Source organism: Agrobacterium sp. 6Ca8 (assembly GCF_055382765.1).
Genome location: NZ_AP026433.1, coordinates 1349419 through 1368290, shown reverse-complemented (window position 1 = coordinate 1368290; position 18872 = coordinate 1349419). Strand labels below are relative to the sequence as shown.

The window sequence follows — 18872 nt, the reverse complement described above, 5'->3', positions numbered from 1 at the left end:
CGCCGACGTCATCCTCGGGCCTGTCCCGAGGATCTGCAACCTGTCGATTAATTTAGACGTGATTAGATCCTCGGGACAGGCCCGAGGATGACGTTGAGAGAACTGCACACCTCACTGCCGGTGGGGAGGATGCTCCGTCCCGGAAGATATGAAAAGCGGAGAGAGAAACATGCGGATTTTGCTGACCAATGACGACGGTATCCATGCCGAAGGGCTGGCGGTGCTGGAACGTATCGCCCGCACGCTGTCCGATGACGTCTGGATCGTGGCGCCCGAGACCGACCAGAGCGGTCTTGCTCACTCCCTTACTCTATCCGAGCCGCTGCGGCTGCGCAAGGTTTCCGACAAGCATTTCGCGCTGCGCGGTACGCCGACCGATTGCGTCATTATGGGCATCCGTGAAGTTCTGCCGGAAAAGCCCGATCTCGTACTCTCAGGTGTCAATGCCGGCGCCAATATGGCTGACGATGTCACCTATTCCGGCACGATTGCCGGCGCCATTGAAGGTACGCTGCAAGGGGTACGCTCCTTCGCACTCAGCCAGGCTTTCAGCCATTCCGAAGGCCGCGTCGTGCCGTGGGAGGTGACCGAGACCCATGCGCCGGATCTGCTGCGCAAGCTGATGAATGTGGAATTGCCTGATGGCACCTTCCTCAATCTCAATTTCCCCAATTGCGCACCTGATGATGTGCAGGGTGTCTCCGTTACCGGGCAGGGCAAGCTCGATTTCGGCCTGACGGTAGAAGAACGCCAGGATGGCCGCGGTCTTCCTTATTACTGGCTGCGCTTTGGCGAACGCCTCGGCACCTTCCGTGAGGGCACGGATATCCACGCTTTGAAGCACGGCAAGATTTCGGTCACGCCGCTAAAGCTTGACCTTACGGATTACACGGTCAAGGATCGGGTTGCGCAAGCACTTGGATTCGGAGTCGCCGATTGAAATCCGCAATGGTTGAAAAGGAAGGTTTTGCCGCTCTCGTTCTCCGCTTGCGGGGCGAGGGGATTTCCGATCTCGACCTTTTGACGGCGGTCGAACAGACGCCGCGCTCCAAATTCGTGCCGCCGCAATTCGCCGCTGATGCCTATTCCAGCCGTACAATCCCGATCGACTGCGGCGCCTTCATGGAAGGCGCTGACATGGCGGTGAAAATCCTGGCCCGCCTGCAATTGAAGCCGGGCCAGCGCGTGCTGGAAATCGGCACCGGCAGCGGTTTCATGACGGCGATCATCGCGCGCCGGGTGGAGCGGGTCTTTTCGCTGGAGCGATACAAGACGCTGGTGCAGCAGGCGCAGAACTGTCTGGACGATCTTTCCATCCGCAATGTCGTCATCCGCCAGGCGGATGGCAGCAACGGTCTGGTCGGCGAGGGCACCTTCGACCGAATCGTCGCCACCGCCGCCTTTACCACCATGCCCCGCTTTTTCGCCGAGCAAATCGTCTCCGGCGGCATGATGATCGCGCCGATCATTCTGGAAGACGGGCGCTGCGTGATGACGCGCTTCTCCAAGACCGGCAGCCGCTTCGAGAAGGAAGAGCTGTTCGAGACGCCCTATCTGCCGCTTGGCAGCCATATTGCGCGGCATTTGTGACAAAATGAAAATATCGAAGGCGATTAATTTTCGTCTTAGAATGTTCTAAATCATCACAACCAACTGATTTTCCATAATAATATTGTTCCGACATGACACGTGCCGTTTTCGTCATGGTTATCGAAGTGTCAAAAAAGCGCCGAGCGGCTTAACGTTTTAACGGCGTGGTAACACTAACGCGCTTTAATCATAAACATCGACGCATGGTTTTCCCGGGATCGGGAAATGGGCCTTGCAAGAAGTGAAATTTGTGCCGGATCGACCTCGATGCGGCGGGTTGGCGTCAGTGTAGATCGAGTTATGCGTATGAGACATTCGTCTAAAATCGGAAAATCAGTCGCAAAAATGTTCGCAGCGGCATTGCTGGCAAGCGTCGCAACGGGCTGTAGCTCGGATGCAACGCGGTTCAGCGGCCTCTTTTCCAGTGGACCGGATCGGATGACGACAGCGTCAATTCCAGCCCGCCAGGGCGGCGGTGCTTATGGGCAGGCCCCGGTCCCGCAAGGCGACATGAACGGTGGTTATGCCTCTGCGGCACCCCAGGGCGGCTACGCCAATCAGAACATGGCGGCCAACTCCTATCCGTCTTCCGGCGGTTATGGCGGTGGCGTTCAGCCTTCGACGGCCCGATCGGCTTCGGCCTCTCCGGTGCAGCGCTCCGAGCTGTCGGCTCCGCCGGCGGTGGCAAGCCGCGACCCGTCGACCCGCAACGAAGCCATGGCCCAGCCTTTCCCGTCCGCACAACGACCAGCCGCTCCGTCTCTCGCAGCACCTTCACAGCAGGCTGCCGCTCCCGTCGCCGACAATCTCACCACCGCAACCGTCCGTTCCGACAAGAACGGCTGGCATACGGATGGCGCCTCTTCGGTAACGCTGCGTCCGGGTGAAAGCATCGCGACGATCTCCAACCGCTACGGCGTTCCCGAAAAGGAACTGCTGCGGGTCAACGGTCTGAAGACCGCGGCGTCCGCGCAGGCTGGCCAGTCGATCCTTATTCCGAAATTCGGTCAGGTCCGCAATGCCGCTAAGGCTGCGGCTGGTGACATTGCGCTCAACCGCAACGGCGACGAGCCGAACCCGCTGCGTGGTCCAGACCAGAAGGTAGCCGTGCTGCCCTCGCAGAGTGTTGCCCGCGACAAGGTTTCGGCTGAAAACGGCAAGCTCACACCTCCCGGTGGCAAGCCTATGCCGCCAGCCGGTGGTTACAAGGTTCAGCCGGGCGACAGCCTGGCAAAGATCGCCCGTGAAAACGGCGTTTCGGTTGCAGCCCTCAAGGCCGCGAACGGTATTTCCACCGAAAGCATCCGTGTCGGCCAGACACTCGCCATGCCGGGTGCTTCGACCGACGCCATTAAGACAGCCTCCGTACCCGCAAAGGAAGCGGCCAAGGCAGTGGAAACCGCATCCGCCAAGCCGGAACCCTACAAGGCTCCTGCCGCAGCTGCGACCGTACCGTCCGCTCCTGCCGCAACGGCAAGCGTCGGCGATATCGAGAAGAAGTCCGATATGGCCTCGCTCGCTCCGGAATCCACGGGCATCGGCAAATATCGCTGGCCGGTTCGTGGCGCCGTCATCAACAATTTCGGCGACAACGTCGAAGGCAGCCGCAACGATGGCATCAACATCTCCGTTCCGGAAGGCACGCCAATCAAGGCCGCCGAAAATGGTGTGGTCATCTATGCGGGCAATGGCCTTAAGCAGCTCGGCAATACGGTTCTCGTCCGTCATGACGACGGTAAGGTCACCGTTTACGGCAACGCCGCCAATCTTGACGTGCAGCGCGGCCAGAAGGTTCAGCGCGGCCAGACCATTGCCACGTCAGGCATGACCGGCAGCGCCAAACGTCCTCAGGTTCACTTCGAAGTTCGCAAGGATGCGACGCCGGTGAACCCCTCCGGTTTCCTTGAATAGGTATTGCGTCTCAAGGAATGATGAAGCCGGGCCGAACGCCCGGCTTTTTCATTTTTGGGGGTAGGTCAAGCGTCCTCACACATTCGACGTCATCCTCGGGCTTGACCCGAGGATCCATGGTGCGGTCGGTTTGCGGGCCCTCGGGTCAAGCCCGAGGATGACGGAGGAGAGGAGGTTGCCGAAACGGCAGTTACGCCCTTACCAGCCCAACCGTCGTTTCGATGAAGTCCGCAATCGTGGCGGTATCGTCGAGATCGAAGACGGGAAGGGTGGTGTCGGTCACCGCGTGGTCGGCGGCAATTGCGATGATGTGCGGATCGCTTCCGGCAAGCGGTTCGGTCTTGGCAGCTTCCAGTCGGCGCGCCTCGATCTTCGGCACCGGCTCGTATTTGTAACCCTCGATCAGGACGAGATCGCAAGGGGCGAGGCGGGAGAGGATTTCCTCGAAGGACGGTTCGGCTTCGCCGCGCAATTCATGCATGATGGCAAAGCGGGTGCCGGAGACGATGGTGACCTCGTGCGCGCCCGCCTGACGGTGACGCCAGCTGTCGGCGCCAACCTTGTCGATATCGAAATCATGATGGGCATGCTTGATGGTCGAGACCCGATAGCCGCGCGCCGTCAGCTCGGTGACGATGCGGACCGCAAGGCCGGTCTTGCCCGAGTTTTTCCAGCCGGCAATACCGAAGACCTTTTGGCTCATCATGGTTCCATGCTCTCCAGATAGCTTCGAGCGAGCGCCAGTTCATCCGGCGTGTTGATGTTGAAGAACGGATCGAGGCTGCCCTTGGCCGTTTCCAGCGGCGGGAAGGCGATACCGATCGTGACGTGTCGTGCAAGATAGGCGCGGATGCGCCGGTTTGCATCGTTCTTCAGCCATTCCTCCAGATCGTCCGCGAGCGCCACGGGCCATAGCGCGAAAACCGGGTGCAACTGGCCGCTGGAGGCGGCGATGACGATTGCGTCTTCGGCCTTGTGTTCGCAGAGGCGGTCGACGAGATCTTCGGGAAAGAACGGGCTGTCGGCGGGCACTGTCAGGAAGTGGCTTTTCCGGGCGTGATGGTTCTGGAAATGCCGCATGCCGGCGAGAACGCCGGCGAGCGGCCCGGCATGGCCGTTCACGGTGTCAGGCAGCAACGGCAGGCCATAGCTTTCGGCCCAGCCATTCGCGGCATTGATGGTGACATCCGACACCTGTGGCGCGATGCGGCGCACGACATGGGAAAGCAGCGGTTCGTCGCCCAGCATCACGGTCGCCTTGTTGGTGCCCATCCGTCGCGACAGGCCGCCGGCGAGCACGAGACCGGGTATTTCAAATCGCGCCGTCATTGCCGCTTTTCCTGCAGCCTTACAATATAGGTGGTGAGGAGGGCGACAAGGCCGGTCGCCAGCATCACGAGAAGAAGCGGCCAGGTTCCGTCCTCTTTGGACAGAACCGAGGAGGCAAGCACGGAAAGTGCCGCACCGCCGCCGATGGTCATGGCGCCGCCAAGACCGGAGGCGGAGCCTGCCAGATGCGGTTGGACGCTGACCATGCCTGCATTGGCACTCGGCAGGGTCACACCGTTTCCGACACCAATTAGCGCAAGCGGCACGAAAAACGCATAGGGGCTTTCCGCCCCGGTGGAGATCAGCGCTATGGCTGCGACAATGCCGGCGATGGCGACGACATTGCCCGACAGCATCATGCGGGTGATGCCGATCTGGCTCGCATAACGGCCGGAGACGAAGTTGCCGAGCATGTAGCCGCTGGCCATGAAGAAGAATTGCAGGCCGAGCATGGCCGGGGCAAGGCCATAAAGCACGCTGCCGACGAAGGGGGCGCCGCCGAGAAACGAAAAGAACATGCCCGACGAGAAGGTCGAGGTCAGCGCATATCCCCAGAAGAGTGGCGAGCGCAGAAGTTCCGGCCAGGCGTGGAACTGCTGCGAGAAGCTTGCCGATCTGTTGTGATTGGTTTCGCCGAGATCAAACCAGGCGAGCACCAGAATGCCGACCCCGAGCAGGGCAAGAAGCGCAAAGCTGGACTGCCAGCCGGAGATATCGTTGAGCAGACCGCCGACCGTTGGGCCGACCATCGGCACCACTGACATGCCCATGGTCACATAGCCGATCATCGAAGCGGCCTGTTCCATCGGCACCATGTCGCGCACGATGGCGCGCGCCAGCACGAAGCCGGAAACGACGGCCGCCTGCGCCACACGCCCGAACATGAAGACGGTGATATCTGGCGCCAGCATGCAGACGAGCGTGGCGACGATCATCATCGCGATGCTGGCAAGCATGACGGGCCGGCGTCCGAAAAGATCGGATAGCGGGCCGATGAGGAGTTGCAGGCAGGCGGTGGCGGCAAGATAGCCGGACACGGCAAATTGCATCACGGCGTAATCGGTCTCGAAATGGAGCGCCATCGCTGCAAGCGAGGGCAGGAACAGGTTCATGCAAAGCGCCGCGACGCCGGCGATAACGACGAGCGTGATGATGTGGGGCGGGGTGGTGCGATCCAGAAAGCGGGCGTTTTTCATGTCATTCTCCCGCTTTTTCCTTAAAGGCAGCTTTCGTTACGGAAGCTGGCCGCACGGTGGTCACGGCAGTGGGCGTGGCGGCGGAGCGCTTGGCCATCTGCGAGCGCTTGCGCAGGCTTTCACGGTAGAAGGTGTAGAGGCCCGAGCCTATGACGATCATGGCGCCGACGATCGTGAAGCTGTCGATCTTTTCATTGAAGAAGAACACGCCGATCATGAAACCCCAGAGCAGGCTGGTGTAACGGAATGGCGCGACGAAGGAGATTTCGCCGGTTCGCATTGCCAGAATGATTGCCTGGTAACCGACCAGCACCAGAACGGCAGAACCGGCCAGATGCGACAGGATCATGAAGTTCATGGGCTGCCAGCCGCCGAAGGGCTGGATCAGCAGGCCACCCACCGCCATGTTGACGGAGGCGGTAACGAAGGTGACGGCAAGCGAGGGGACATCCGCATACATCTTGCGGGTCAGAAGATCACGCGCAGCTGTGACCGCCAGCGAGGCGACGACCAGCAGCGCGCCTGAGGTAAAGCCTTCCGGGCCGGGCCGGATGATGACGAGCACGCCAATGAAGCCGACGATGATCGCCGCCCAGCGCCGCCAGCCGACGGGCTCGCGCAGGAACAGTGCCGCACCCAGCGTGACGATCAGCGGCAGGGACTGCAATATGGCCGAGGCGTTGGAAAATTCTATGAGTCCAAGCGCCGTCAGATAGAGAACGGCGGCTGTCACTTCGCAGAGACAGCGCAGGATGATGATGGGGCGCATCAGGGTTTTCAGCGGCCGGAGCGCGCCGAAGTGCCGGGCGGCGATATAAATCAGCACCACCGTCATGATGCCGCGCACGAACATGATCTGGCCGGTATTGATGTAGGGGGTGACGGATTTCGTCAGGGCGTCGTTGGCCGTAAAGCTTGCCATGGCGAGCGCCATCAGAAGGGCGCCGCGCGTATTGTCCGTCAATGCCATTTCATACTGTCCCAGACCATGCGCAGCCTAACCCCAAATTCCTCTCAGGGGTCGCCCGCCGGGCGGGACCGCGCATTCCTCCATGCCAAGAGACCTGACACGGCCAAGCCGGCATTTCAACCGCTTAAATGGGTGGGTGGACGAGAAACAGGTTCAGCCGCCGGTCACACTCATATGGCGGGCGACAGCGGGGCGCTTGTGGGTGCGGTCAATGATGAAATCATGCCCTTTCGGCTTGCGCAAAATGGCCTCGTCTATGGCGCCCGAGAGATAGGCGTCGCTGTCGGAAGCGCGCAGCGCCGTGCGAAGGTCGGCGGCATCGTCCTGCCCGAGACACATATAGAGCGTGCCGGTGCAGGTGAGGCGGACGCGGTTGCAGCTTTCGCAGAAATTATGGGTCATGGGTGTGATGAAACCGAGCCTGCCACCGGTTTCCTTCACCGTCACGTAGCGGGCAGGGCCGCCGGTCTGGTAGTCGTTGTCAACAAGCGTGAAGCTTTGTTCCAGATCGGCGCGCAGCCTGGAAAGCGGTAGGTAGCGATCGGTGCGATCTTCCTCGATCTCGCCCATGGGCATGGTCTCGATGACAGTCAGGTCCATACCGCGACCATGGGCGAAACGCATCAGCTCGGGAATTTCAGTCTCGTTGAAGTCCTTCAGCGCGACGGCATTGAGCTTGATCTTGATGCCGGCGGCCTGCGCGGCATCCAGCCCTTCCATCACACGGTCGATATCGCCCCAGCGGGTGATCTCGCGGAATTTCTGCGGGTCCAGCGTATCGAGCGAGACGTTGATGCGCCGCACGCCGCAATCGGCGAGTTCGGCGGCGAACTTCGCAAGCTGCGAACCGTTGGTGGTCAGCGTCAGCTCATCCAGCGCGCCGGTGCCAATATGGCGGCCGAGGTTCCTCACCAGCATCATGATGTTCTTGCGCACCAGCGGCTCGCCGCCTGTCAGCCTCAGCTTGCGCACGCCCCGTTGAATGAAGACGGAACAGAGCCGGTCGAGTTCCTCCAGCGTCAGAAGGTCCTTCTTCGGCAGGAAGGTCATGTGTTCGGACATGCAGTAGGTACAGCGGAAATCGCAGCGGTCTGTCACGGAAACGCGCAGATAGGTTATGGACCGGCCGAAAGGGTCCACCATCGGTGCTTTGTTTTCCGTCAGGGAATGCGCTCTTTCGAGCGATCCGGGGAAACTGTTCACGTCTCCGTCCTCACTGCGCGATGCGCCGGGCACAAGATTGCCGGGCATGTGCTTTACAGGTGATGTAGTGACTTGCCTATCGCGAGGCAAGTCCGTAATTCTGACGCATAAGACGAGCTTGCGGAAGTGAAAAATGAGTGATGCCTGGCCGACTGAACTGCTTGTGTCGAAAGACCGGCGGCAACTGACCGTTTCCTTCGATGATGGAAGCGTCTATCGCCTTGGTGCCGAGATGCTGCGCGTGCTTTCACCCTCCGCGGAAGTGCAGGGCCACGGGCCGGGCCAGAAGGTCACTGTTCCCGGCAAGCGCAACGTGACGATCCGCTCCATGATGGCGACGGGCAATTATGCCGTGCGCATCGTCTTCGACGACGGCCATGACAGCGGCATCTTTACCTGGAGATATCTGAAGGAACTGGGAGAGACCGGCGACGCATCGTTTGCCGATTATGAGCGACAGCTCGCCGAAAAGGGCTTGAGCAGGGAACCGCTATCCCGGTAGGCGGGCGCAAGGCCTGCGGACACTCCCCACCCTCATTCCTGTGACAAGCACGGGAATGAGGGGAGAAGGGCAGCGGCATCTGAAGCCCGCATGCCTTATGGACAAATAACCCGTTGAATCTGCGCATCGTCCTTCTGTAAAATCATTTTCGATTTTCATACTGATGCGCTAGGAAGTGAGGGAGGGAACACCCTCGTTCTATCAATTTAAACGGGGTGATGTGTGGCGGTCGAAGCGAACGGAAATGATCTGGCCCAGGTGGTCGTGCTTTTGGCGGCGGGCGTGGTGGCCGCGCCGATTTTCAAGCGCATAGGCCTCGGTTCGGTGCTGGGTTATCTGGCCGCCGGCCTGGTGATCGGGCCATATGGCTTCGGTTTCTTCTCCGATTCGCAGGCGATCCTTCATATCGCCGAACTCGGCGTGGTGATGTTCCTGTTCATCATCGGCCTTGAAATGCAGCCGTCACGGCTGTGGTCCATGCGGCAGGATATTTTCGGGCTTGGCGCGTTGCAGGTGCTGGTCTGTATGGCGGGCCTGACGATGGTTGGCGTCAGTCTCGGCTTTCCGCTCATCATGTCATTTGTCGCCGGTACCGGCTTCGTGCTGACTTCCACGGCAATCGTCATGCAGATGCTGCAGGAACGCAACAGCATGTCCAGCCTCAAGGGCCAGCGCATCATCGCCATCCTGCTGTTTGAGGATCTCGCCATCGTGCCGCTTCTGGCGCTCGTTGCCTTCCTCGGTGCTGGTGGCGAGCACGTCACACCCTCGGAGCGCTGGATTTCCGTCGGCATCGCGCTCGCCGCCGTCGGCGCGCTCATTCTGGCCGGGCGTTATCTTCTCAACCCGTTCTTCCGCCTGCTGGCGGCGTCCGGTGCGCGCGAGGTAATGACGGCCGCGGCCCTGCTGGTGGTGCTCGGTTCGGCGCTGTTGATGCAGGTCAGCGGTCTTTCCATGGCGATGGGCGCGTTTCTGGCTGGTGTGCTGCTGTCCGAATCGTCGTTCCGCCATCAGCTGGAAGCGGATATCGAGCCGTTTCGCGGCATTCTGCTCGGCCTATTCTTTCTCGGCGTCGGCATGGCGATCGATCTTGCCGTCATCGCATCGAACTGGCAGCTCGTGGTCGTCAGCGTCGCAGGTTACATGCTGCTCAAGGCATTGCTGATCTACGGCGTGGCGCGGGCGCTCGGCACCACCAGGCGCGAAAGCCTGGAGCGGGCTGTGTTGATGGCTCAGGGTGGCGAATTCGCCTTCGTGCTCTATTCCGCCGCTGTCAGCGCCGGCATCCTCGACCGCGAAGCCAACGCCATCCTGACGGCGACCATCATCATCTCGATGGTGCTGACGCCGCTGATGGTCATTCTGCACGACCGGCTGGTGCCGGCGGCCGTTCCCAAGACCGATGATCTCGATGTGCCGGAAAATGTCGAGGGCAGCATTCTGCTGATCGGTTTCGGGCGTTTCGGCCAGATTGTCAGCCAGCCGCTTCTCGCGCGTGGCTACACGCTGTCGCTGATCGACAAGGATGCCGACTTTGTGCGCGATGCCGCGGAATTCGGTTTCAAGGTCTATTATGGCGACGGCTCACGCGCGGAAATCCTGCATGCCGCCGGGGCAAGCACCGCGCGTGCGGTGCTGATCTGCGTCGATGACAAGGAAGCCGCTGTGCGGATCGCGGAGATCGTCAAGCATGAGTTTCCGCTGGTTCCCGTTCTTGCCCGTGCCTATGACCGTGGCCACGCAATCGATCTTGTGAAGGCCGGCGTGGATTACCAGATCCGCGAGACTCTGGAATCGGCGATGAATTTCAGCGAGGAAGTGCTTGGCGCCATGGGCGAGGAGCGGGAAGATGCTGCCCGCTTGGTGGAGGAATTCCGCGACCGCGACGAGGAACGTTTCGCGATGGAAGTCGTCGGCGGTATTTATGCGGGCCGGTCGCTGATCCGCGGCAATTCCCAGCCGGCGGACCTCGTTGCTGCACGCACCGCGCGCGAGCGGGCGGAGCGGGAAAAAGCGGAAGCGGCAGAGGAATAACGCGCCCTGATTTATGGGTGGGGCAGATTGATTGCAGGAGTTGGAGCGGACAATGACGGTCATTCGCACGGTTGAGGAATTGAAGGCCATTTACGATGGCACAAGCGAGGCATCTATCGCGAAGGTGACAGCCACGCTGACCGCCGAATACCGGCAGATGATCGAGGCTTCGCCATTTCTGGCGCTGGCGACTGTCGGGCCGGAAGGCATGGACTGTTCGCCGCGCGGCGACAAGGGCGGTGTGGTAAGGGTGGCCGACGACAGGACGGTGCTTTTGCCCGACTGGCGCGGCAACAACCGCGTCGATTCGCTTTTGAACATCGTCCGCGATCCACGCGTGGCGCTGATGTTCCTGATCCCGGGCTCGAATACAACGATGCGCATCAACGGCCGCGCTGTCGTTTCGGTCGCACCCGATCTGCTGCAAAGCTTCGAAATGGACGGAAAACACCCGCGCACCGTCATTGTGGTCGAAATCGATGAGGTCTATTTCCAGTGCGCGAGGGCCTTGATGCGTTCGGAACTGTGGAACCCCGATAACTTCGTGGAACCCGCGTCACTGCCCACACCCGGCAGCCTGCTCAAAGCCGCCAAGGCGGAGTTCGATCAGGAGACTTATGACCGCGAATGGGCGGTTCGGGCGGCGAAGACCATGTGGTGAGGGGTGGCGGTGCGGCTTTCGTCCTGACGAGACCAGCACATTCGCCCGTGAGCCATTGGCTTCTCTCCGCCCTCATTCCTGTGCTTGTCACAGGAATCTAGCCGACGCGCGTCGGCGCGGCGAGAGAGGCTCTTTTCAGCCCAAGGACTTGGTCTGGCTAGATTCCTGTGACAAGCACAGGAATGAGGGAAGAGGAGAGCGTCCGTTAACTGCGCCCCCGATAAGGACGCACGACGCCCTAGGTACGGTAGATCAGCCAGTTCTTGCCGATATAGTTCTTCTGCATGCCGTCCTCGTAAATGACGGAACGGTTCCTGCCGGTTTCCTTGGCGTGGTAAAGTGCCATATCGGCATGTCCGTAAAGTTCGCCCGGATTGTTTGCCTGCGAGGCGGAGGCGAAGCCGATAGAGATCGTCACCGTACCGTAGTCGGCGCCCGATCGTGAATTGCGGAACGGTGTGCTTTCCAGCGACAGGCGGATGCGCTCGCAGATCACCATGACTTCTTCCGGCGTGTTGCCATCAAGAATGATGGCGAATTCCTCGCCGCCGCTTCTGGCGACGAAGCCGTCCTTGCGGACATTGGCGCGGATGACGGAGGCGACTGTGGCCAGTATCTTGTCGCCGACCGGGTGGCCGAACGTATCGTTGATCCGCTTGAAATGGTCGATGTCGAGCAGGATGAGCGTCGTATATTGCAGGCCGATGGAGCTGTTGTAGACGGAGGCCAGCCTGTCATCGAAAGCGCGACGGTTGGAAAGGCGCGTCAGCGAATCGGTATTGGCGATTCGCTTGTATTCATCCAGCTCCAGACGCACCTGTTGCATTTCCTCGGCATGGCGGTTGACGTCGTTGAACGCCTTTTCGCCATCGATGATTTTCGAGCCGGTGGCCTCGGCCAGCAGCGAGACCGCATTTTTCAGGATATTGGTGCTCGACACGGTCTTGTCGTCAATGCGCTGGCGGGTTTCGCCAAGAATTCTGTTGTAGTTCTCGATGGAGGACTGTTCGCGCCTCAGCGTTCCGAGAAGCGCCTCCAGTTCACGCCGCAGCTTCTCGTGCGCGTCGTCGATCGAGGCGATGGGATTGCCTTCTCCGTACCGCGCGGACAGTTCGTCCAGATCCTCCTGCGTCACCCGGTTTCCCAGTGCCGCCAGATCCCTCGTCAGCGCCGGGTTCGAGCCGATATAGGCTTCGTAAAAAAGGCTATAGTTGCGCGGGATTGGCGACACACCCATGCTCCGCATGGCATAGGCAATCTGCCCGGCGATGTCGGGCCCCGTGGATTTGGGCGTGGATGCCGTGTTCATCAAGAAACTCCAGTGAGTCTGCTTATCGACTATGATTATTATTATGTAGGCCGTTTTGAAAAGCTTAATTTATGGGAAACTAATTTTTGTTCCCTGAAATTTGATCTTCGGCAATTTTTATCTTATTTAGCTGATAATTATAAGTAATTCTCATTTCGAGGAAGTTCCGGAGTTTTTTGATTTCTACTGCTCGTCTTGGTGCCAGCTTCGTATTTATTCTGTCAATCCCGATAGTGATTTTAGGGTGATTTATTTCGGCACAACAACGCAGGGTGATAATCGGGAGATGGTTGAGGCGCGGAGTTTTTCATCTGGCAAGACGCCGCTTATAAGCAACGAACTTCTTCGCGCGTGTCCGGATACAGCAACGTTACAGTTTTTATTACGTCGTCTCAACAGGAGTGGCTGCAGCCCGTCTCATTTCTGTGACTACTTGCGGTGGAAATTGCGCAAGATTTTGAAACAATGCGTTGTTTTGTGCGCCGCCGGAATATGTCCCGTCAGGCTCTAAGCCGTATCACCGAGCATTCCGCACCGGCGTCAACTGCCGGCGCATTTGGCGGGCGCACGATCAGGCCGTCTGAATGTGCCAGTATGTTCATCATGGATGAATCCTGTTTGGCATAGGCTTGCGCCACCAGAGCGCCGTTGCCATCGGTGCTGAAGCGGGCGCGAAGATAATCCTGCCGGTGATCGTTCGCCTTCAGCGGTGTGGCGGTTCGGGCCGTGGTGACGCGTTGCGGCGGAATGCGGCGGGCGATTCTGTGGAGCAGTGGCTCGAGGAACAGCAGGCCGCAGACGAGGCTCGCGACTGGATTTCCTGGCAGGCCCAGAACCTGCATGGCATCGATGGCGCCGACCATCAGCGGTTTTCCAGGACGCATGGCAATGCGCCAGAAATCGAGCTGCATGCCTTCGGCCTTAAGCGCCGCCTGAACGAGATCATGGTCGCCGACAGAGGCGCCGCCGAGCGTCACGAGCACATCGGCCTTTGCCGCGACAGCCTTGCCGATGGCGGCGCGGATCAGCGTGTCGTTGTCGGGTATAATGCCGAGATCGAGAACCTCGGCACCGGCTGCCCGCGCAAGTGCGGCGACACCGAAGGTGTTCGAGGCGATGATCTGGGCGGGAAGGGGCGTGCTTCCGGGCGGCAGCAATTCGTCGCCGGTGGCAAGGATGGCGACCAGTGGCTTGCGATAGACGGCAAGCGTTGCGTGATTCATCGCCGCCGCAACGGTAAGATCGGTGAAGCAGAGTTCGCGCCCGGACTTCAAAACCGTGTCGCCCTCGGCAAAATCCTGTCCGCGCGGGCGAATGTGGCGCCCGGCGGTGATGTCGAAAGCGGTGCGGATTTTGCCCTCGCCGAGAAGCTCGGCATCTTCTTGAATGAGAATGGCATCCGCACCCGCTGGCACCGGTGCGCCGGTAAAGATACGCACGGCCTCGCCTTTACCCACCGTGCCCGGGAAAGCGTGGCCTGCGGCAGCCTGGCCTATAACGGTGAGGACTGACCCGATTTGTGGCGCATCGGCACTGCGCAGCGCATAGCCGTCCATGGCCGAGGCATCGAAAGGCGGCTGGGTCAGACGCGCCGCAAGGTCAGCCGCAAGGACGCGGCCATCGCATTCGGCGAGCGGAAGGGTTTCGCTGTCAACCACAGGAACCGCCGCCTCCAGAAGGCGCGTTACGGCCTCATCCACGGGCAGCAGTGGCTTCATTCAGGTCTCCTGTCGCCGGAAATCGCCCGACTTGCCGCCGCTCTTTTCGAGAAGGCGGATATTGACGATCTCCATCGCCTTGTCGGCGGCTTTGGCCATGTCGTAAATGGTCAGGCAGGCGATGGACACGGCGGTCAGCGCCTCCATCTCCACGCCGGTCTTGCCGGAAAGCTTCACCATGGCCTCCACCCGCAGGCCGGGCATGGCAGCGTCTTCGGTAATGTCCACCGCAACCTTGGTCAGCATCAGCGGGTGGCAGAGCGGAATGAGGTTGGCCGTCTGCTTGGCTGCCATGATGCCCGCGAGCCGGGCTGTGCCGATGACGTCACCCTTCTTGGCATTGCCATCGCGGATGAGCGCCAGCGTTTCCGGCTTCATCTTCACGAAGCCTTCGGCAACGGCGACACGGACGGTCTCGGCTTTGTCGCCGACATCGACCATATGGGCCTCGCCGCTCGCATCGATATGGGTGAGCTTTGTCGCCTCGCTCATCGGCGCATCATTCCGCCGCCAGAACGCCGGATTGGCCGGTTAGCAGGGTTTTGGTAGCTGCCGTCACATCGTCCTTGCGCATCAGGCTTTCGCCGACGAGGAAGGTGCTGATGCCGCTCTTTTCGAGGCGCTGGCAATCCTCATAGGTGAAGATGCCGCTTTCGCCGACCAGCAGCTTATCGGCGGGCACGAGGCCAGCCAGTTTCTCGCTGGTTTCGAGGCTGACCTCGAAAGTGCGCAGATTGCGGTTATTGATGCCGAGAAGCGGCGAGGCGAGCTTCAGCGCCCGTTCGGTTTCTTCCGCATCATGCACCTCGACCAGCACGTCCATGCCGAGTGAAAAAGCCTCGTCTTCAAGGCGTTTCGCCTCATCGTCGGAAAGAGACGCCATGATGAGCAGGATGCAGTCCGCGCCCCAGGCGCGGGCCTCATGCACCTGATAGGTATCGAACATGAAATCCTTGCGCAGCGCAGGCAGCGTGCAGGCATTGCGGGCAGCCGTCAGAAATTCCGGCGCACCCTGAAAGCTCGGCGTGTCCGTCAGCACGGAAAGACAGGCGGCGCCACCAGCCTCATAGGCAGCGGCCAGTGCCGGCGGATCGAAATCCGGGCGGATCAGCCCCTTGGAGGGGCTGGCCTTCTTGATTTCGGCAATCAGACCGAATTTGCCCTCAGCCTGCTTTGTTCGCAGCGCTTTGTAAAAACCGCGCGGCGCAGTCTGGCCGGCGGCCATCGCCTTGAGATCGGCAAGTGAAACCCTGGCCTTGGCGGCGGCAATTTCCTCGCGTTTGTAGATCTCGATATTTTTCAGAATGTCGCTCATGGTTTCGCTCTCATTCCTTTTAGTGGTCGGCCTGCCCGGAGACTGTTTCATTGGAGACAGCGACCAGGCGGTCGAGCGCTGCTGCCGCCGCGCCGCTGTCGAGCGCTTGGCTCACGGTCGTCATCGCCTCGCCAAGCGTTTCGGCCTTGCCGGCAATGACGAGGGCTGCCGCGGCGTTGCACAGCGATACGTCGCGATAGGCGTTGCGCTTGCCGGACAGAACCTCGCGAAGTGCCGCTGCATTGGCAATGCCGTCGCCACCCTTGAGGTCTGCCATGGAAGCGGGTTCAACACCGAAATCCTTCGGCGTCAGGTCGAAGGTGCGGATCTTGCCGTTTTCAAGCGCCGCCACATGGGTGACGCCTGTCGTCGTGACTTCATCCATGCCGTCGCCATGTACCACCCAGATGCTTTCAGAGCCGAGATCGCGCAGCACTTCGGCAAGCGGCACCAGCCAGCGCGGCGAAAAGACGCCGAGCAATTGGCGCTTCGCGCCCGCCGGGTTGGAAAGCGGGCCGAGCAGGTTGAAGATGGTGCGCGTGCCAAGTTCGACGCGGCTTGGACCGACATGGCGCATTGCGGAATGGTGCAGCTGCGCGAACATGAAGCCGAGTCCTGCCTCACTGATGCAGCGGGCGATAAGGTCAGGGCCGATATCCAGCTTCACGCCGAGTGCGGACAGCGCATCTGCCGTGCCGGATTTGGAGCTTAGCGCCCGGTTACCGTGCTTGGCAACGGGAAGGCCCGTGCCGGCAACGATGATCGAGGCGAGCGTCGAGATATTGTAGGTGCCGATGCCGTCACCGCCGGTTCCGACGATGTCGATCGCGTTTTCGGGGGCCGAAACCGGCAGCATGCGCGCGCGCATGGAGGAGACGGCGCCGACAATCTCGTCCACCGTCTCGCCGCGCACGCGCAGTGCCATGAGGAAACCGCCGATCTGCGACGGGGTTGCTTCGCCCGACATCAGAATGTCGAAAGCGGCCCGCGATTCCTCACGGTTCAGGCTTTCCCCGTTTGCGACCTTTGCGATCAGCGGTTTCAGTTCGGCCATCGTTTCCGCCCCCCGGTTAGAAGCCGACCATCGCCTGATCGGCGAGGGCCTGATTGATGGTCACACCGTAGTCGTTCTGCAGGCGGTTGACCATCTGGTCGAGCATGTCGTCGCCTGCCGCGCGGGCGATGGCGGCGAACTGCTGATCGTCATTGGCAAGCGCATCGGCAGGCGCGTTGGTGTCGACTGCCGTGACCTTGAAGAGGATGCGGCTGGAACCATCGGCGTCTGCCGCTGTGCCCGTCATGCCTTCAGCGCCGGAGAATACCGCCGTAATCGTTTGGCGACCGAAAATCGCGTCCTCGCTGGTGCGGCGCAGGCCGGATTTCTGCTCGACGGCAAGGCCGAGTTCGCCAGCCACCGCTGCCAGTGTCTCGCCCTTTTCAACGCGTGCCTTCAGCTCGTCGGCCTTGGTGGCAAGCGCCGTGCGCTGCTGCTCTGCCGTCCAGTCGGCCACGACATCGTCGCGCACTTCGGCAAGCGTGCGGTCGCGGGCGGGGATGATCTGATCGACGTCGAACCAGATGTAGCCTTCGCGGCCAAGATTGATCGGCAGGGCTTCGGTGCCGGGTTCGGTCTTGAAGACTTCCTGGGCAAGCTGCGGCGAGGGCAGGTCCTGAATGGCGTCGCCGTTTTCATCAAGACCGGCGGCATCGATGGCGTCGATGGTGACGGGCTTGAGGTTCAGCTGCTTTGCCGCATCGGCAAGCGAGGAGCCGCCGGCACGCAGGTCTTCGTAACGGTCATGCACATTGGTGACTTCTTCGGCTGCAGCAGCGGTGGCGAGGTCCTTGCGGATGTCCTCTTTCGCTTCTTCCAGCGTGCGGGTGGTTTCCGGCTTGATGCCGGTGATGCGCAGGATGACCGGGCCGAAGGAGCCTGCCACGACCGGAGACACGCCGCCATCCTTCTGGACGGCGAAAGCAGCATCGGCAATCGACTGGTCGGGGATCGTGTCCTTGGTGAATTCGCCAAGCGTCACGTCGGAGGCGGTCTTGCCCTGATCCTTAACCACCTGATCATAGGTGGTGTTGCCAAGGCGGATCTGCTCCGCGGCGGCTTCTGCCATTTCCTTTTCCGGGAAGGTCAGCTGCTCGACGGTGCGGCGACCGGCGGTGCGGAAGCTGTCCTTGTGGCTGTTGTAATAGTCGGCGATCTGCGCATCCGTCACCGAAGCCTGATCGGCAATGTCCGATGGTTCCAGCTTCACATAGGTGAACTTGCGGAACTCGGGCGCGCGATATTTCGCCTTGTTGGTTTCAAACCAGGGTGCAAGCACGTCGTCGCCCGGCGCCTTGACCGGCGCAATGACGGCGTTGGACAGGATGACGTAATCGACCGAGCGCTGTTCGTTGCGGTATTGCTTGAGTGCGTCCACCAGTACCTGCGGTGCCTTGAAACCATCGGAAACGGCTTCAACGATCTGGCTTCTGACCGCGACCTTGCTGCGTTCCTTGATATAGTCGTCTTCGCGCAGGCCGGAGTTGCGCAGCCGTTCGGTGAACAGGGTGCGATCGAACTGGCCATTAACCGATTTGAATGCCGGGTCTTCGGCGATGAGATTGGCGAGGCGGTCTTCCGAAAGGCCGAGATTCATCTTCGACGCCAGTTCGTCCAGCGAGGCACCCGCCGCAAGCTGGCTGAATACCTGGCGGTCGATGCCGAAGGCCTTGGCCTGTTCGGTGGTCAGTCTCGCGCCGAATTGGCGGCTGAGATCGGAAACCTGACGCTGATAGGCGAGGCGGAATTCCTGCGGGCTGACCGTCTGGTCGCCGACGGTCATGACCGCATGCGAATTGGAGGTGACGAGTGATGCGGAGACGCCCCAGACGCCAAACGAAACAACAAGCAGGAGAAGCAGCAGCTTGGCTGCCATGGTTCGAGAAGCATTTCTCAGGGAATCGAGCATCGTTATGCAAACCTCACAGGAACGTCATTGCGGTCGCCAGCCGTCCGGCCCGCAACGTATCGGCGTTCCTTAAATCAATCCAATGGGAAATTGAAGGGAATTTGCCTTGGAAAAACGGGGTTTTGAAAACGCTTATGTGATTGGGGCTAGGTTTTTACGCCTTCATCTTCG

At 60.6% G+C, this 18872-nt stretch carries 17 protein-coding genes; 6 read left to right on the top strand and 11 right to left on the bottom strand.

The genetic code is table 11. From position 1 onward, the window contains the following. The first annotated feature begins 169 nt into the window (after window positions 1-169). From surE to ACZ5A6_RS06770, 3 genes are all read left to right on the top strand, one after another. On the top strand, window positions 170-940 hold the full coding sequence (gene surE / locus ACZ5A6_RS06780) for a 5'/3'-nucleotidase SurE (RefSeq protein ID WP_003515592.1): 771 nt from the start codon (window positions 170-172) through the stop codon (window positions 938-940). 8 nt (window positions 941-948) lie between these two features. Then, window positions 949-1590: a protein-L-isoaspartate(D-aspartate) O-methyltransferase gene (locus tag ACZ5A6_RS06775; RefSeq protein ID WP_019566160.1), complete on the top strand. Its 642-nt coding sequence runs from the start codon at window positions 949-951 to the stop codon at window positions 1588-1590. A 345-nt stretch (window positions 1591-1935) separates the two neighbouring features. Continuing rightward, window positions 1936-3501, top strand: a complete 1566-nt coding sequence (locus tag ACZ5A6_RS06770) for a LysM peptidoglycan-binding domain-containing M23 family metallopeptidase (RefSeq protein WP_003515587.1) — start codon at window positions 1936-1938, stop codon at window positions 3499-3501. A 190-nt stretch (window positions 3502-3691) separates the two neighbouring features. Here the strand turns inward: ACZ5A6_RS06770 and mobB are convergent, their stop codons facing one another. From mobB to moaA, 5 genes are all read right to left on the bottom strand, one after another. Continuing rightward, entirely contained in the window at window positions 3692-4207 is a 516-nt protein-coding gene (gene mobB / locus ACZ5A6_RS06765) for a molybdopterin-guanine dinucleotide biosynthesis protein B (RefSeq protein WP_112497282.1), read from the bottom strand. Next, the gene (gene mobA / locus ACZ5A6_RS06760; protein ID WP_174061380.1) at window positions 4204-4830 is read right to left on the bottom strand and encodes a molybdenum cofactor guanylyltransferase MobA; all 627 of its coding nucleotides are present in this window, start codon (window positions 4828-4830) and stop codon (window positions 4204-4206) included. Before mobA ends, mobB begins: the two co-directional genes overlap by 4 nt. Next, window positions 4827-6026, bottom strand: a complete 1200-nt coding sequence (locus ACZ5A6_RS06755; RefSeq protein ID WP_025593627.1) for a multidrug effflux MFS transporter — start codon at window positions 6024-6026, stop codon at window positions 4827-4829. The genes mobA and ACZ5A6_RS06755 overlap by 4 nt, the downstream gene beginning before the upstream one ends. Window position 6027: 1 nt before the next feature. Continuing rightward, complete coding sequence (locus ACZ5A6_RS06750) at window positions 6028-6996, bottom strand: DMT family transporter (RefSeq protein ID WP_174061379.1); 969 nt, start codon at window positions 6994-6996, stop codon at window positions 6028-6030. Between the two features lie 153 nt (window positions 6997-7149). Next, entirely contained in the window at window positions 7150-8247 is a 1098-nt protein-coding gene (moaA, locus tag ACZ5A6_RS06745; protein ID WP_174061378.1) for a GTP 3',8-cyclase MoaA, read from the bottom strand. Window positions 8248-8332: 85 nt separating this feature from the next. Here moaA and ACZ5A6_RS06740 point away from each other — a divergent pair, with 85 nt between their 5' ends. The 3 genes from ACZ5A6_RS06740 (at window position 8333) to ACZ5A6_RS06730 (ending at window position 11396) form a co-directional block, all read left to right on the top strand. Beyond that, window positions 8333-8701 (top strand): gamma-butyrobetaine hydroxylase family protein, encoded by a 369-nt coding sequence (locus ACZ5A6_RS06740; RefSeq protein WP_003515573.1) that lies wholly within the window; start codon window positions 8333-8335, stop codon window positions 8699-8701. A gap of 222 nt (window positions 8702-8923) precedes the next feature. Next, entirely contained in the window at window positions 8924-10735 is a 1812-nt protein-coding gene (locus ACZ5A6_RS06735; RefSeq protein WP_003515571.1) for a monovalent cation:proton antiporter-2 (CPA2) family protein, read from the top strand. Window positions 10736-10787: 52 nt separating this feature from the next. Continuing rightward, window positions 10788-11396, top strand: coding sequence for a pyridoxamine 5'-phosphate oxidase family protein (locus ACZ5A6_RS06730; protein ID WP_003515570.1), 609 nt, complete (start codon window positions 10788-10790; stop codon window positions 11394-11396). A gap of 238 nt (window positions 11397-11634) precedes the next feature. On the opposite strand, the gene ACZ5A6_RS06725 is transcribed toward ACZ5A6_RS06730, so the two are convergent. From ACZ5A6_RS06725 to ACZ5A6_RS06700, 6 genes are all read right to left on the bottom strand, one after another. Next, complete coding sequence (locus ACZ5A6_RS06725; protein WP_065687305.1) at window positions 11635-12705, bottom strand: GGDEF domain-containing protein; 1071 nt, start codon at window positions 12703-12705, stop codon at window positions 11635-11637. 500 nt (window positions 12706-13205) lie between these two features. Then, window positions 13206-14423, bottom strand: coding sequence for a molybdopterin molybdotransferase MoeA (locus tag ACZ5A6_RS06720; RefSeq protein WP_174061377.1), 1218 nt, complete (start codon window positions 14421-14423; stop codon window positions 13206-13208). Next, window positions 14424-14915 (bottom strand): cyclic pyranopterin monophosphate synthase MoaC, encoded by a 492-nt coding sequence (gene moaC, locus ACZ5A6_RS06715; protein ID WP_174061376.1) that lies wholly within the window; start codon window positions 14913-14915, stop codon window positions 14424-14426. Window positions 14916-14922: 7 nt separating this feature from the next. Further along, complete coding sequence (gene trpC / locus ACZ5A6_RS06710; RefSeq protein WP_111796362.1) at window positions 14923-15738, bottom strand: indole-3-glycerol phosphate synthase TrpC; 816 nt, start codon at window positions 15736-15738, stop codon at window positions 14923-14925. Window positions 15739-15757: 19 nt separating this feature from the next. Beyond that, window positions 15758-16792, bottom strand: coding sequence for an anthranilate phosphoribosyltransferase (gene trpD, locus ACZ5A6_RS06705; protein WP_013636264.1), 1035 nt, complete (start codon window positions 16790-16792; stop codon window positions 15758-15760). Window positions 16793-16808: 16 nt separating this feature from the next. Next, window positions 16809-18701, bottom strand: coding sequence for a peptidylprolyl isomerase (locus ACZ5A6_RS06700; RefSeq protein WP_174061375.1), 1893 nt, complete (start codon window positions 18699-18701; stop codon window positions 16809-16811). Window positions 18702-18872 lie beyond the last annotated feature (171 nt).